This is a genomic window from Bradyrhizobium sp. 190 (assembly GCF_023073415.1).
Taxonomy (GTDB): Bacteria; Pseudomonadota; Alphaproteobacteria; order Rhizobiales; family Xanthobacteraceae; genus Bradyrhizobium.
Genome location: NZ_JADPJL010000001.1, coordinates 146,772 through 160,153, shown reverse-complemented (window position 1 = coordinate 160,153; position 13,382 = coordinate 146,772). Strand labels below are relative to the sequence as shown.

Sequence of the window (13,382 nt, the reverse complement as noted above, 5' to 3'; positions counted from 1 at the left end):
CATTCCGGGTCCCCGCCGGAATGACGCTTTTGGTCGGATCAGGAGGCGCGTTGGAATCAGACGGCTTCCTTGAGTTCCTTGGCGGCGCGGAAGGCGACCTTCTTGCTGGCCTTGATCTGGATCGGCTCGCCGGTGGCGGGGTTGCGCCCGGTGCGGGCGGCGCGCTTGCGGACCTGGAGGATGCCGAGCCCCACGATACGGATCCGCTCGCCCTTCTTCAGGTGTTTTGCAATCTTGCCGACCATGTCGGTCAGGATCGCCTCGGCAGCCTTCTTCGACAGGTCATGTTCCTCGGCCAGCGCTGCGGCCAGATGTTTGAGTGTGATAGTGGCTGGAGTCGCTGCTTTCTTCGCCATATCTGGCGCTCCTCGTTGGTTGAATGGCTTTGAACGCGCTGTGAAACCGGTTCGCGCCGGAAAATGCCTTGCGTGGTGACTTGAAACCCTAAGAGTCCGGTGCAACCAGAGCGGGGGAGGGTTTCAAGAAACCCAGACGTATCAGGCCTTAAACGATTCGGGTAATCGCTGCCTACGCTATTTGGCCTGAAAACAGGGCGTTATTTGCATCGGAATCGCAGAAACGCCCGTCTGACGCTGGGATTCGCAACGTCCTTGACTAAGCGGGAGCGGGCCTTTATGCCCTCGGTTCTGCGCGGATCAGAACATGATTACGGCATCCGCGGGAGTAGCTCAGTTGGTTAGAGCGCCGCCCTGTCACGGCGGAGGCCGCGGGTTCGAGTCCCGTCTCTCGCGCCATTTATCAATGGCTTGAACCGATCTCTTCACGACCAGCCGCAAACAAAAAGGCCGCCCATCAGGCGGCCGTTTTTATTCCAATAAAATTCGATACCGTTTAGCGCACCGTCGAGGTGCTCGAGCTGGTGACGACCACCGGCTTGCCGGCCTTCACGACCTGGGCGGTCTGGCTGTAATCCGCGCCGGTCCGGGCGGAAATGCCGAACGCCGCCACCGCGATGCCAGCCACGAGTGCGACGACCACGATCTTCAAATGGGTACTGCGATCCGCTGAATGAATTGAGTGGTTCATATGATGCCTCCCGGACGCCTTTGACGTCCTGTGTTGGCTAGGGATGTACGCCCCGTGTGTTTCAGTATGGTTTCGCGGTTTCGGCAAAATGGTTTCATTCGGCCGGTTTTTGGCCTGTTTTCCGCCGAATATCCGTGATGTAGATCACATACAGATCGCTCGACCGACAGCGACGCGGGCCGTGCGGACGCCGGCCGGGATCAAAACAATAATAAAAACAAAAGGAAGGGCTCGGCTTCGAGCCGACCGGATCAACTCGCCCGCTGAATATCGGCGACGCCGATACGCGCCAGCGCCAGCGTTGCCACGCTTTGCGCCATGCCGCAAAAAACCGTCATCGCGCTCCAGAACGCCAGCGCAACGGCCACGATGTTGCGGCGGTTGAAGCGGTCGGCAATGCGCGCGATCGGGATGCCTAGCAGCGAATAGAACAGCGCGAAGCCGAAGCCTGCCAGCAGGCCCATCGTTGTGTCGCTGAGCGCAAACTCCTTTTTGATCGGCTCGATCAGAACGTTGAAGATGGTGCGGTCGAGGAAGTTCAGCGCATAGATGACCGTCACAACGCCAGCACGTAATATCGCCGGATCGAGGGCTTTGCGGCGGCGTCCGTTTGCAAGGCTGCCTATGGCGCGAGATCCACCATTTCCCCCTGGATGTTGCTTTTTGCCGAACGGGCCGCCTCACGCCTCGCGAATGAAATTCCCCGCCTCGAATTCCACCGGCGGCGCGTTCGAATCGAAGGAGATGCCGATTGGATCGCGGCCCGCGGCGATCGCCTCAAGCTGATCGCTCAGCATTCGCCGGATCATCAGGATGCCGCGGTCGCTCTGGCCAAAGTGCTCTTCCGAATGCAGCGTCACGGGGCCCTGGCCGACCTGCGCTTCGTAATCGCCGGGGAATTGCTGGTGCTCCTGTTCGGTCATGTCCCACCAGAACTTGCCGTTGAATTTTGAGCGCATCCGTCCGATGTCGCCCGAATTCTTCACCCGGCCCGCGACATAGATGCGGAACGACGTGTCGTCGATCGGCAACGTCCAGCCGATCGACTCGACGCGGGCGAATTGCGCCACGCGCGGATTGGCCACCACGCGCAGCGTCGGGAGGGCGGCTTCCGTCACCCGATAAAACACCTTGCCGTCGTCCTGGCTCCGGATCGAACGCACGGTGACGCCGCGCGAAGACATCTCGAACTTCACCTCCGGCATCGAGGCCATCATGTCAGTGAATTGCGGCCCCGAGAACGATCCGTGCAGCACGGGGACGTGGTAGGGGTCGACGACGTTTTCGAAATGCTGCAGCCAGTTGCAGGGAATGACGGCCGGGCCGCCGCCGCCGATGGAAGAATCATCGGCCTCGACGAACTCGCCGTCGTCCATGTTTTCCAGGCATTCGTAGCGCGGCAGAGCCGGTTTCTTCTCGGCCGGGCCGAGATAGGCGAAGATCAGGCCGTAGCGTTCCTGCAGGGGATACCAGGGCTGGCGAATTTTGTCCTTGAACAGGCCGCCCTCGGGCTCGCAGGGCTGTTCGAGGCAATGGCCCTCGGTGTCGAACTTCCAGCCGTGATAGCAGCAGCGGATGCCGTCTTCCTCGACCTTGCCGTAATAGAGCGTGGTGCCGCGATGGCAGCAGCGAGCGTGCAAGAGGCCGGCCCGCGCGTGCCTGTCGCGAAACAGCACCAGATCCTCGCCGAGCACGCGTAGTTTTCTGGGGATATCGGTGGCGTCGGCGACGAGCCCTACCGGGTGCCAGTAGCGCCGCAGCAGTTCGCCCATCGGCGTGCCGCGGCCGACCGAGGTCAGTTCGGTCCGGGTCGTGGACGGCTTCATGGCGTAGCCGGTCCCGAGATCGCGATCCCGCTGCGTAATGTTCATGCCGCTTCCTCCCGCCACGGCTTCTTGGCGCCGCGGTCGTTTGAGGTGTCCGAGTGAAGTGAAATATAGATCGATGACAATGTCAACGATCGGCATTTCGCATCGCTTGATTGATTTGTTCGATCGCGCTTCGCCACTGACCTTGGCATCGGCTCGCTTTGTTGGCAGAGGTTTGGGATGAGCCAGAAGCCCGGAAAGCAGACCGCGCCTGCGCCCGCTGCGGGGAATGACGAGGCATTGGCGCCGATCACCGCGATGATGTCATCGCGGCTGATGGTGCTGGCCAATCTGCTCAAGCGCGGCGCGATCCTGCGCTACAAGCGGCTGGCGGGGCTCTCCTCGGTGGAGTTCGGCCTGGTGGCCTCGCTGGGGCGGCGGCCGGCGATGAGCGTGGTGCGGCTGGCGGAAGCGGTCGGCATGGATAAGGGGCAGATCAGCCGGGCACTGGCGGAACTGGTCTCGCGCAAGTTGGTCGCCAAGGAGGTCAACCCGCGGGACAACCGCGAGACGCTGGTTTGCCTGACCAAGGCCGGGCTGGCAGCGCATGACACCATTGTGGCAGGCGCACAGGAGCGCAACCGACGGCTCCTGGAACAGCTCAGCAAGGACGACTTCAAGGTGCTGCTCGACCAGATCGATCGCCTGACCGACACGGCTGCCCAGATGCTCGCCGACGAGAAGGATTTGAACTGAAATTCGGCACCTTGCGGCCCGGCGCGGGTTGGTCGGGCGAGGCAGGAACGCAACACTTTTTCGGGTTCTGCCGATACGCCAAGGGCGGGCATAGACGTCAAGATGGCTTGTCTTGCGCCCTCTGTTGCGCTGCGCTAAGCCAAGAATAATTCCAATCAACGAATCTGCGGCCAAATCCGCAGGAAAAGGCACCGCCGATGACCGGCATCCTGCAAAATTACCTTCCACTTGTCGTGTTTATCGGGGTGGCAAGCTTGATCGGTCTGGCGCTCCTGATCGCCCCGTTTCTGGTCGCGTTCCAGCAGCCGGACCCGGAAAAGCTGTCCGCCTATGAATGCGGATTCAACGCATTCGACGACGCCCGCATGAAGTTCGACGTCCGCTTCTACCTGGTCGCGATCCTCTTCATCATTTTCGACCTCGAAGTGGCGTTCCTGTTCCCGTGGGCGGTCGCGTTCGGCAAGCTCGGCGCCACCGGATTCTGGTCCATGATGGTGTTCCTCGCCGTCCTCACGGTCGGCTTTGCTTATGAGTGGAAGAAAGGCGCGCTGGAATGGGATTGAGCCCGACAGCAACTTCAGGCTCTTCGCCCGCGATCGCGCAGGCGCCGAAGGGCATTCTCGACCCCTCGACCGGCAAGCCGGTCGGGGCCAATGACCCGTTCTTCCTCGAGGTCAATCACGAGCTTTCGGACAAGGGCTTCTTCGTCGCTGCCGCTGATGACCTGATCACCTGGGCGCGCACGGGATCCCTGATGTGGATGACGTTCGGTCTCGCCTGCTGTGCGGTCGAGATGATGCAGGTGTCGATGCCGCGCTACGACGTCGAGCGTTTCGGCTTTGCGCCGCGCGCCTCGCCGCGGCAGTCCGACGTCATGATCGTCGCGGGCACGCTGACCAACAAGATGGCGCCGGCGCTGCGCAAGGTCTACGACCAGATGCCGGAGCCGCGTTACGTGATCTCGATGGGGTCGTGCGCCAATGGCGGCGGCTACTATCACTATTCCTACTCGGTCGTGCGCGGCTGCGACCGCATCGTGCCGATCGACATCTACGTGCCCGGATGCCCGCCGACGGCGGAGGCGCTGCTCTACGGCGTGCTGCTGCTGCAGAAGAAGATCCGCCGCATCGGGACCATCGAACGCTAAGGTTTTAGGCAATGGACGACGGCAAGCTCGACGCTCTTGGGCAGACGATTGTTAGCGCGCTTGGCGGCGCGGCCAGCGCCCATGCGGTCGCGTTCAACCAGCTCACCGTCACGGTCGAGGCTGGCAAGATCGTCGATGTCATGAAGTACCTGAGGGACGATCCCGCGCTGCGCTTCGTCAACATCACCGACGTGACGGCGGTGGACTATCCCGGCCGCGAGAAGCGTTTCGACGTGGTCTATCATTTGCTGTCGCCGACGCTGAACGAGCGCATCCGCGTCCGCGCCGAGGCCGACGAGACCACGCAGGTGCCCTCGATCATCGACGTGTTTCCCGGCGCCGATTGGTTCGAGCGCGAGACCTACGATCTCTACGGCGTGATCTTCACCGGCCATCCCGACATGCGCCGGCTCTTGACCGATTACGGCTTCGACGGCCATCCGCTGCGCAAGGATTTCCCGCTCACCGGTTTCGTCGAGGTCCGCTACGACGACCAGGAGAAGCGAGTGCTCTACGAGCCCGTCCGCCTCAACCAGGAATTCCGCAAATTCGATTTCCTCTCGCCCTGGGAAGGCGCGGACTACCCGCTGCCGGGCGATGAGAAGGCTGAGCCGAAGGCCTGACCCATGAACGAACAGAACCTGCGTAACTTTACGATCAACTTCGGACCGCAGCATCCGGCGGCACACGGCGTGCTGCGTCTCGTGCTCGAGCTCGACGGCGAAGTCGTCGAGCGCGTCGATCCACATATCGGATTGCTCCATCGCGGCACCGAGAAGCTGATCGAGCAGAAGACCTATCTGCAGGCGATCCCGTATTTCGATCGGCTCGATTACGTCGCGCCGATGAATCAGGAGCATGCGTTCTGCATGGCGGCGGAAAAGCTGCTCGGCATCACGGTGCCGCGCCGCGGCCAGTTGATCCGCGTGCTCTATTGCGAGATCGGCCGCATCCTGTCGCATCTGCTCAACGTCACCACGCAGGCGATGGACGTCGGCGCCCTGACCCCGCCGCTGTGGGGTTTTGAAGAGCGCGAAAAGCTGATGGTGTTTTATGAGCGGGCCTCCGGCTCGCGCATGCACGCAGCCTATTTCCGCGTCGGCGGTGTGCATCAGGACCTGCCGCCGAAACTGATCGACGATATCGAGGCCTGGTGCGACCCGTTCCTGCAGGTCGTCGCCGACCTCGAAACGCTGCTGACCGGCAACCGCATCTTCAAGCAGCGCAACGTCGATATCGGCGTGGTGACGCTGCAGCAGGCCTGGGAGTGGGGCTTCTCCGGCGTGATGGTGCGCGGCTCGGGCGCTGCCTGGGACCTGCGCAAGTCGCAGCCTTACGAATGCTACGCCGAAATGGATTTCGACATTCCGATCGGCAAGAACGGCGATTGCTACGACCGCTACTGCATCCGCATGGAAGAAATGCGCCAGTCCGTGCGCATCATGAGGCAGTGCATCGCCAAACTCCGCGCGCCAGACGGGCAGGGCCCTGTCGTCGTCGAGGACAACAAGATCGCGCCGCCGCGGCGCGGCGAGATGAAGCGCTCGATGGAAGCGCTGATCCATCACTTCAAGCTCTACACCGAAGGCGTGCACGTGCCGGCCGGCGAAGTCTACGCCGCAGTCGAGGCGCCCAAAGGCGAGTTCGGCGTCTATCTCGTCTCCGACGGCAGCAACAGGCCCTACAAGTGCAAGATCCGCGCGCCGGGCTTTGCCCATCTGCAGGCGATGGATTTCATCTGCAAAGGCCATCTGCTCGCCGACGTCTCGGCCATTCTCGGCTCGCTCGACATCGTGTTCGGAGAGGTCGATCGGTGATGGCGCAGGCGCCCATCCAGTTTGACCGGGCTTCGGGCGCGCTCGTTGGCGCGAACGCGTGGGAGCGTTTGGCCGCGGTTGCGCTGGTGATGGGGTCGAAGGTGGCGTCGAATTTTTCGCATCGCGGCTACAATATATGCGCGAACCTGTTGCGCACGACGCTGCCCGAGCGCGGCATCCAGGTCAAACTCAATCCTGACGCCGTCTTCGAGTTTCCCTATGGTGACGGCTACTGGAGCAAGCTGCTCAATCGAAGCTACAGCTACGAAGACGAGCTGGAGCTGTTGTTCCGCGATTCCGCCGACGTCGACTACACGCTGCTCGATTGCGGCGCCAATTACGGCTATTGGTCGGTCCTGGTGTCGAGCAAGCCGTTCGGTTCGCACAAGGCTATCGCGATCGAGCCGTCGGGACAGAATTTTCCAAAACTCGCCAACAACGCCAAAATCAACGGCAATCGTTTCGAAGCCATGAAATGCGCGATCGGCGCGACACGCGGCACCGCACGGCTGTCCGGCACCAAGCATGAGGCCTTCAGCATCGCCGGGGACCAGTCTGATGGTGAGGAGGTGCCGGTCATCGCGCTGGATAACCTGCTGGACGACGGCAAGATCGCGCCCGGCGGCAAATATCTGATCAAGCTCGACGTCGAAGGCGTCGAGATCGAGGCCATGAAGGGCGGCGCGCGGCTGATGCAGGGCGACAGCGTGCTGCTCTGTGAGGAACACGGCAACGATCCCCAGCACACCGTATCGCGCTACATCCTCGACCATTCGCTGAAGCTGATCGTCTACGATCCGCGCAGCAATCGCCTTGAAACCGTGACCGACCTTTCGATTCTGGACCGGATCAAGGTTTCAACCCATGTCGGCTACAACGTGTTCGGCACCGCAAGCGCATTCTGGCTCGCCCGGATCGATGCGCTCAATGCGAAGACCGCGCGCCGCGTGCAATGAGAGACTGAACGATGTCCGTCCGCCGCCTCGCACCGAAGGAATTGCAGCCCGCGAGCTTTACGTTCTCGGAAGAGAATCTTGCCTGGGCGAAAGCGCAGATCGAAAAGTATCCGCCGGGTCGGCAGGCGTCCGCGGTGATTGCGATCCTGTGGCGCGTCCAGGAGCAGCATGAGGGATGGGTGTCGGAAGCTGCCATCCGCGCCGTCGCCGACCTGCTGGAAATGCCCTACATCCGTGTGCTGGAAGTGGCGACCTTCTACACCATGTTCCAGCTTCAGCCGGTCGGCAAGAAGGCCCATGTGCAGGTCTGCGGCACTACGCCGTGCCGCCTGCGCGGCGCCGAGGACATCATCAAGGTGTGCCAGAGCCGCATCCATCACGATCCCTTCCATCTGTCGAAGGACGGCAATTTCAGCTGGGAAGAGGTCGAGTGCCTGGGCGCCTGCGTGAACGCGCCGATGGTGTTGATCTGGAAGGACACCTACGAGGACCTGACCAAGGAAAACTTTGGCAAGGTGCTCGACGGTTTCGCGTCAGGCAATCCGCCGAAGCCGGGACCGCAGATCGACCGTCAGTTCTCGGCGCCGGTGGGCGGGCCGACGACGCTGAAGGAAACCACATGACGCGTAACGGCACATTGCCCGTGATCGGGCAGGGAAGGGTCAGCGCGATGAAGAACTGGCGCTATATCGGCATGCACGCCATCGCGGCGGCGGCGTTCATTTTTCTCCTGCAGCGTTACGGGCTGAACGCAACGCTCGAATCCAGCCTGTTGTGGGCGCTGACCTTCGGCGGATGCGCCGCGGGTCTCGCTTACGCGCAGTCCAATCGTTGATCCGCTAGGAAGCTTCAAGTCATGCTCGACGACAAGGATCGCATCTTCAAGAACCTCTACGGCCTCCACGACTGGAGGCTTGAGGGCGCACGCCGCCGTGGCGCGTGGGACGGCACCAAGGCGATCATCGACAAGGGCCGCGACTGGATCATCAACGAGATGAAGTCCTCCGGCCTCCGCGGGCGGGGCGGGGCGGGCTTTCCGACCGGCCTGAAATGGTCGTTCATGCCGAAGGAATCGACCGACGGCCGGCCGAGCTATCTCGTGGTCAATGCCGACGAGTCCGAGCCCGGCACCTGCAAGGACCGCGAGATCATGCGGCACGATCCGCATCTCCTCGTCGAGGGCTGCCTGTTGGCGAGCTTCGCGATGAACGCGCATGCCTGCTACATCTATGTGCGCGGCGAGTTCATCCGGGAGCGGGAGCATCTGCAGGCCGCGATCGACCAGGCCTATGACGCAAAGCTGGTCGGCAAGGACAACCTCAATGGCTGGCCGTTCGACATCTATGTCGCGCACGGCGCCGGCGCCTATATCTGCGGCGAGGAAACTGCGCTGCTGGAGAGCCTCGAGGGCAAGAAGGGCCAGCCGCGGCTGAAGCCGCCGTTCCCAGCCAATGTCGGCCTCTATGGCTGCCCGACCACGGTCAACAACGTCGAATCCATTGCGGTTGCGCCCGACATCCTGCGGCGCGGCGCGGCGTGGTTCGCTGCCATCGGCCGACCCAACAATGTCGGCACCAAATTGTTCTGCGTGTCGGGTCATGTCGAGCGGCCCTGCAACGTCGAAGAGGCGATGGGGATTCCGTTCCGCGAACTGATCGAGCGCCATTGCGGCGGCATTCGCGGCGGCTGGGACAATCTGAAGGCGGTGATCCCCGGCGGCTCGTCGGTGCGCATGGTGCCGGCCGAGCAGATCATCGACACGCCGATGGATTTCGACAGCCTCAGCAAATTGCGCTCCGGCCTCGGCACCGCCGCCGTGATCGTGATGGATAAGTCGACTGACCTGATCCGGGCGATCGCGCGCATTTCCTATTTCTACAAGCATGAGAGCTGCGGCCAGTGCACGCCATGCCGCGAAGGCACGGGGTGGATGTGGCGCGTGCTGACCCGCATGGCCGAAGGCCGCGCCCACAAGCGCGAAATCGACATGCTGCTGGAAGTGACGAAGCAGGTCGAAGGCCACACCATCTGCGCGCTCGGTGACGCCGCAGCCTGGCCGATCCAGGGTCTGATCGCGCATTTCCGCCACGAGATCGAGGCGCGCATCGACCAGTATTCGCACAAGGCCGATATCGACGATATCGGCGTGCGCGATCCCGTGAACATGGTCGCGGCGGAGTAGGGATGTCGATGTCGCAACCGAGCTCTTGGTGGCAGAGATACGGGACGCTCGCGCAGATGGCGCAGGCGGCCGTGGCGCTGCTCGGCTTTGTTGCGATCCTGTTCCAGATCAACGAGATCCGCACCAACAACCGCGGCGCCAGCGCGCGGCAGGCATTCCTGGGCTACACGGAACTGGCGTTTCAGAACCCGAAATTCTCGCAGCCCGACTACGACGCGATCAAGGCCGGCAGCCGCGAGGAGCAGGTGCAGTACGAGAGCTTCGTCTCGTATTTTCTCTACGCCTGCGAGGAGACGATCGCGGCCTTCGCCGACAAGCGCGAATGGCAGGCGTCCTGCGATTACGACCTGAAGCCGCATCTGCCGTTCCTGTGCGAGAAGAACGCGGCTCAGCCGGCCTATCTCGCCACCTACGGCGCCGAGACCCAGCAATGGATCAAGGCGTCGCTGAAGACCGCCAGCGTTACATCGCCAGACTGCAAGCTGGGAAAGACTTGAGACAGCAATGACCAAACTCATCATCGACGGCAAAGAGATCGATGTGCCTGCGGAGTTCACGCTGCTGCAGGCGTGCGAGGCCGCGGGCGCCGAAATTCCGCGCTTCTGCTACCACGAGCGGCTGTCGATCGCCGGCAATTGCCGGATGTGCCTCGTCGAGGTGAAGGGCGGCCCGAAGCCGGTCGCAAGCTGCGCCTGGGGCGTGCGGGATTGCCGGCCGGGCCCCAAGGGCGAGCCGCCGGAAATCTCGACGCGTTCACCGATGGTCAAGAAGGCGCGCGAAGGCGTGATGGAATTCCTGCTGATCAACCACCCGCTGGATTGCCCGATCTGCGACCAGGGCGGCGAGTGCGATCTGCAGGACCAGGCGATGGGCTACGGCGTCGATACCTCGCGCTTTGCCGAGAACAAGCGCGCGGTCGAGGACAAGTATCTGGGCGCGCTGGTCAAGACCTCGATGAACCGCTGCATCCAGTGCACGCGCTGCGTCCGCTTCTCCGCCGAAGTCGCCGGCGCCCCGGAGATGGGCGCGACCGGCCGTGGCGAAGACATGGAGATCACGACCTATCTGGAGCAGGCGCTGACCTCTGAACTGCAGGGCAATCTCGTCGATATCTGCCCGGTGGGCGCGCTGACCTCAAAACCTTACGCGTTCGCGGCGCGCCCGTGGGAGCTCGGCAAGACACAGTCGGTCGACGTCATGGACGGTGTTGGCTCCGCGATCCGCGTCGATACCCGCGGCCGTGAGGTGATGCGGATCCTGCCGCGCATCAACGAGGCCGTGAACGAGGAATGGATCTCCGACAAGACCCGCCACGTCGTCGACGGCCTGCGCACGCAGCGGCTTGACCGGCCTTATATTCGTGAGAACGGCAAGCTTCGCGCCGCTTCGTGGCAGGAAGCCTTTGCAGCCATCGCCGCCAAGACGAGCCGTACCGACGGCAAGCGGATCGGTGCGATCGCCGGCGATGTCGCGGCGATCGAGGAAATGTTTGCGCTGAAGGAACTGATGGCGAAATGGGGCTCCGCCAATCTAGCGGTGCAGGGGGGCGACGCCTTCAGCGCCGGCGCCGGTCGTTCGACCTACATTTTCAATCCCACTATTGCGGGCATCGAGCAGGCCGACGCGCTTCTGATCATCGGCGCGAACCCACGCAAAGAAGCCGCCGTTCTCAACGCGCGCATCCGCAAGCGCTGGCGTACCGGTCAGCTCAAGGTCGCCGTGATCGGCGCCAAGGCGGACCTCACCTATGATTACGACTATCTCGGCGCGGGCACCGATACGCTCAGCGAACTCGCGAGCGGCAAGCATTCCTTCACCGAGGTGCTGAAGGGTGCCAAGCATCCGATCGTGCTGGTCGGCGCCGGTGCGCTGGCGCGGCATGACGGCGCGGCGGTGCTGGGGCTGGCGGCCAAGGTCGTGGCCGGCGTCGGTGCGCTCAAGGACGGTTGGAACGGCTTTGCCGTGCTGCAGGATACCGCCTCGCGGGCGGGCGCGCTCGATATCGGCTTTGCGGCCGGCAAAGGCGGCCTCAACCTGGCGCAGATGACGACCTTCGGCACGCTCGACGTGCTGTTCCTGCTCGGCGCGGATGAAGTGAAAGTGCCGGATGGCACGTTCGTGGTGTATATTGGCACCCATGGCGACCGCGGCGCGCATCGCGCCGACGTCATCCTGCCGGGCGCGGCCTATACCGAAAAATCCGGCCTCTATGTCAACACCGAGGGCCGCGTGCAGATCGCCAGCCGCGCGGCGTTCCCGCCGGGCGAGGCGCGCGAGGACTGGGCGATCGTCCGTGCGTTGTCGGATGTGCTCGGCAAGAAGCTGCCCTATGATTCCCTCGGGGCGCTGCGCCAGGCGCTGTTCAAGGCCGTCCCGCATCTGATGCGGATCGACCAGATCGAGCCGGGCAAGGCCGAAGACGTCAAGGCGCTGGCGGGTAAGAAGGGCGGCAAGGTCGACAAGACCCCGTTCAAGAGTTCGGTCGAGGATTTCTATCTGACCAACCCGATCGCGCGGGCCTCGGCGGTGATGGCGGAATGTTCCCGGCTGGCGTCCGGGCGAATGCTGACGGCAGCGGAGTGAGCGTGACCTGATGGCTGATTTCTTCGCAAGCTCGTTCTGGACCGGCTTTCTCTGGCCGCTGATCGTCATGGTCGCGCAGAGCCTGTTGCTGCTCGTCGTGCTGCTGGTCGCGATCGCCTACATCCTGCTCGCTGACCGCAAGATCTGGGCGGCGGTGCAGATCCGCCGCGGCCCCAACGTCGTCGGCCCCTGGGGCCTCTTGCAATCCTTCGCGGACCTTCTGAAGTTCGTGCTGAAGGAACCGGTCATTCCCTCCGGCTCCAACAAGGGCGTGTTCCTGCTGGCGCCGCTGGTGTCCTGCGTGCTGGCGCTGGCCGCCTGGGCCGTGATCCCGATGGATCTCGGCTGGGTCATCTCCGACATCAATGTCGGCGTGCTCTACATCTTCGCGATCTCGTCGCTGTCGATCTACGGCGTCATCATGGCCGGCTGGTCGTCGAATTCGAAATATCCGTTCCTGGCCGCGCTTCGCTCCGCGGCGCAGATGGTGTCCTACGAAGTCTCGATCGGCTTCGTCATCATCACCGTTTTGCTGTGCGCCGGCTCGCTCAATCTCTCGGCCGTGGTGGAAGCGCAGAACACCCGCGGCTTCGCCAGCCTGATCGGCCTGCCGCAGCTCACCATCCTGAACTGGTATGTGTGGCCGCTGTTCCCGATGTTCGTGGTGTTCTATGTCTCGGCGTTGGCCGAAACCAACCGCCCGCCGTTCGACCTGGTGGAAGCGGAATCCGAGTTGGTCGCGGGCTTCATGACCGAATACGGCTCGACGCCGTATCTGCTGTTCATGCTCGGCGAATATGTCGCGATCACCACGATGTGCGCGTTGGCAACGATCATGTTCCTCGGCGGCTGGCTGCCGCCGGTGGACCTGCCGCCGTTCAACTGGATCCCCGGCGTGATCTGGTTCGCGCTGAAGGTGTTCTTCATGTTCTTCATGTTCGCGATGGCGAAGGCGATCGTGCCACGCTACCGCTACGATCAACTGATGCGGCTCGGCTGGAAGGTGTTTTTGCCGCTGTCGCTGGCGATGGTGGTGATTGTGGCCGGCGTGCTGCAATTCACCGGCCTCGCGCCGAAGTGAGGTTG

At 62.9% G+C, this 13,382-nt stretch carries 14 protein-coding genes, 1 tRNA gene and 2 pseudogenes; 13 read left to right on the top strand and 4 right to left on the bottom strand.

Annotated elements, in window-relative coordinates:
* Window positions 1-56 precede the first annotated feature (56 nt).
* Window positions 57-368: pseudogene (locus tag IVB22_RS00760) on the bottom strand (HU family DNA-binding protein); the annotation flags it as partial.
* 310 nt (window positions 369-678) lie between these two features.
* Here IVB22_RS00760 and IVB22_RS00755 point away from each other — a divergent pair.
* Window positions 679-755 (top strand) — tRNA-Asp (locus tag IVB22_RS00755).
* Between the two features lie 97 nt (window positions 756-852).
* Here the strand turns inward: IVB22_RS00755 and IVB22_RS00750 are convergent.
* From IVB22_RS00750 to IVB22_RS00740, 3 genes and pseudogenes are all read right to left on the bottom strand, one after another.
* Window positions 853-1,047 (bottom strand): hypothetical protein, encoded by a 195-nt coding sequence (locus IVB22_RS00750; protein WP_214491641.1) that lies wholly within the window; start codon window positions 1,045-1,047, stop codon window positions 853-855.
* A 275-nt stretch (window positions 1,048-1,322) separates the two neighbouring features.
* Window positions 1,323-1,663, bottom strand: a pseudogene (locus tag IVB22_RS00745) (MFS transporter); the annotation flags it as partial.
* 64 nt (window positions 1,664-1,727) lie between these two features.
* Window positions 1,728-2,918, bottom strand: a complete 1,191-nt coding sequence (locus IVB22_RS00740; protein ID WP_247515428.1) for an aromatic ring-hydroxylating dioxygenase subunit alpha — start codon at window positions 2,916-2,918, stop codon at window positions 1,728-1,730.
* A gap of 177 nt (window positions 2,919-3,095) precedes the next feature.
* On the opposite strand from IVB22_RS00740, the gene IVB22_RS00735 reads away from it, so the two are divergent.
* From IVB22_RS00735 to nuoH, 12 genes are all read left to right on the top strand, one after another.
* Window positions 3,096-3,611 carry a MarR family winged helix-turn-helix transcriptional regulator gene (locus IVB22_RS00735; protein WP_247515427.1) on the top strand — a complete coding sequence of 172 codons (516 nt, stop codon included), beginning with the start codon at window positions 3,096-3,098 and terminating at the stop codon, window positions 3,609-3,611.
* A gap of 197 nt (window positions 3,612-3,808) precedes the next feature.
* Window positions 3,809-4,174, top strand: a complete 366-nt coding sequence (locus IVB22_RS00730) for an NADH-quinone oxidoreductase subunit A (protein WP_057856661.1) — start codon at window positions 3,809-3,811, stop codon at window positions 4,172-4,174.
* Window positions 4,165-4,758, top strand: a complete 594-nt coding sequence (locus IVB22_RS00725; RefSeq protein ID WP_374207424.1) for an NADH-quinone oxidoreductase subunit B family protein — start codon at window positions 4,165-4,167, stop codon at window positions 4,756-4,758. The genes IVB22_RS00730 and IVB22_RS00725 overlap by 10 nt, the downstream gene beginning before the upstream one ends.
* An 11-nt stretch (window positions 4,759-4,769) precedes the next feature.
* A complete protein-coding gene (locus IVB22_RS00720) occupies window positions 4,770-5,381 on the top strand; it encodes an NADH-quinone oxidoreductase subunit C (protein WP_247515425.1) in 612 nt (203 codons plus the stop codon).
* 3 nt (window positions 5,382-5,384) lie between these two features.
* Window positions 5,385-6,575: an NADH-quinone oxidoreductase subunit D gene (locus IVB22_RS00715; RefSeq protein ID WP_247515424.1), complete on the top strand. Its 1,191-nt coding sequence runs from the start codon at window positions 5,385-5,387 to the stop codon at window positions 6,573-6,575.
* Window positions 6,575-7,531: an FkbM family methyltransferase gene (locus IVB22_RS00710; protein ID WP_247515423.1), complete on the top strand. Its 957-nt coding sequence runs from the start codon at window positions 6,575-6,577 to the stop codon at window positions 7,529-7,531. The genes IVB22_RS00715 and IVB22_RS00710 overlap by 1 nt, the downstream gene beginning before the upstream one ends.
* An 11-nt stretch (window positions 7,532-7,542) precedes the next feature.
* Window positions 7,543-8,154, top strand: coding sequence for an NADH-quinone oxidoreductase subunit NuoE (nuoE, locus tag IVB22_RS00705; RefSeq protein WP_108516285.1), 612 nt, complete (start codon window positions 7,543-7,545; stop codon window positions 8,152-8,154).
* Window positions 8,151-8,366 (top strand): hypothetical protein, encoded by a 216-nt coding sequence (locus IVB22_RS00700; protein WP_247515422.1) that lies wholly within the window; start codon window positions 8,151-8,153, stop codon window positions 8,364-8,366. Before nuoE ends, IVB22_RS00700 begins: the two co-directional genes overlap by 4 nt.
* 21 nt (window positions 8,367-8,387) lie before the next feature.
* The gene (gene nuoF / locus IVB22_RS00695; RefSeq protein ID WP_247515421.1) at window positions 8,388-9,713 is read left to right on the top strand and encodes an NADH-quinone oxidoreductase subunit NuoF; all 1,326 of its coding nucleotides are present in this window, start codon (window positions 8,388-8,390) and stop codon (window positions 9,711-9,713) included.
* 2 nt (window positions 9,714-9,715) lie between these two features.
* On the top strand, window positions 9,716-10,210 hold the full coding sequence (locus IVB22_RS00690; RefSeq protein ID WP_247515420.1) for a hypothetical protein: 495 nt from the start codon (window positions 9,716-9,718) through the stop codon (window positions 10,208-10,210).
* A gap of 7 nt (window positions 10,211-10,217) precedes the next feature.
* The gene (gene nuoG / locus IVB22_RS00685; RefSeq protein ID WP_247515419.1) at window positions 10,218-12,296 is read left to right on the top strand and encodes an NADH-quinone oxidoreductase subunit NuoG; all 2,079 of its coding nucleotides are present in this window, start codon (window positions 10,218-10,220) and stop codon (window positions 12,294-12,296) included.
* A 10-nt stretch (window positions 12,297-12,306) separates the two neighbouring features.
* Window positions 12,307-13,377: an NADH-quinone oxidoreductase subunit NuoH gene (gene nuoH / locus IVB22_RS00680; RefSeq protein WP_247515418.1), complete on the top strand. Its 1,071-nt coding sequence runs from the start codon at window positions 12,307-12,309 to the stop codon at window positions 13,375-13,377.
* Window positions 13,378-13,382: the final 5 nt, after the last annotated feature.

Excerpts from the sequence above, each read along its gene's own strand:
- IVB22_RS00700 (WP_247515422.1), top strand. The coding sequence starts at position 8,151 with ATGACGCGTAACGGCACATTGCCCGTGATCGGGCAGGGAAGGGTCAGC.
- IVB22_RS00690 (WP_247515420.1), top strand. The coding sequence starts at position 9,716 with ATGTCGATGTCGCAACCGAGCTCTTGGTGGCAGAGATACGGGACGCTC.
- nuoG (WP_247515419.1), top strand. The coding sequence starts at position 10,218 with ATGACCAAACTCATCATCGACGGCAAAGAGATCGATGTGCCTGCGGAG.
- IVB22_RS00715 (WP_247515424.1), top strand. The coding sequence starts at position 5,385 with ATGAACGAACAGAACCTGCGTAACTTTACGATCAACTTCGGACCGCAG.
- IVB22_RS00750 (WP_214491641.1), bottom strand. The coding sequence starts at position 1,047 with ATGAACCACTCAATTCATTCAGCGGATCGCAGTACCCATTTGAAGATC.
- IVB22_RS00725 (WP_374207424.1), top strand. The coding sequence starts at position 4,165 with ATGGGATTGAGCCCGACAGCAACTTCAGGCTCTTCGCCCGCGATCGCG.
- IVB22_RS00720 (WP_247515425.1), top strand. The coding sequence starts at position 4,770 with ATGGACGACGGCAAGCTCGACGCTCTTGGGCAGACGATTGTTAGCGCG.
- IVB22_RS00735 (WP_247515427.1), top strand. The coding sequence starts at position 3,096 with ATGAGCCAGAAGCCCGGAAAGCAGACCGCGCCTGCGCCCGCTGCGGGG.
- IVB22_RS00710 (WP_247515423.1), top strand. The coding sequence starts at position 6,575 with ATGGCGCAGGCGCCCATCCAGTTTGACCGGGCTTCGGGCGCGCTCGTT.
- nuoF (WP_247515421.1), top strand. The coding sequence starts at position 8,388 with ATGCTCGACGACAAGGATCGCATCTTCAAGAACCTCTACGGCCTCCAC.
- nuoH (WP_247515418.1), top strand. The coding sequence starts at position 12,307 with ATGGCTGATTTCTTCGCAAGCTCGTTCTGGACCGGCTTTCTCTGGCCG.
- nuoE (WP_108516285.1), top strand. The coding sequence starts at position 7,543 with ATGTCCGTCCGCCGCCTCGCACCGAAGGAATTGCAGCCCGCGAGCTTT.
- IVB22_RS00730 (WP_057856661.1), top strand. The coding sequence starts at position 3,809 with ATGACCGGCATCCTGCAAAATTACCTTCCACTTGTCGTGTTTATCGGG.
- IVB22_RS00740 (WP_247515428.1), bottom strand. The coding sequence starts at position 2,918 with ATGAACATTACGCAGCGGGATCGCGATCTCGGGACCGGCTACGCCATG.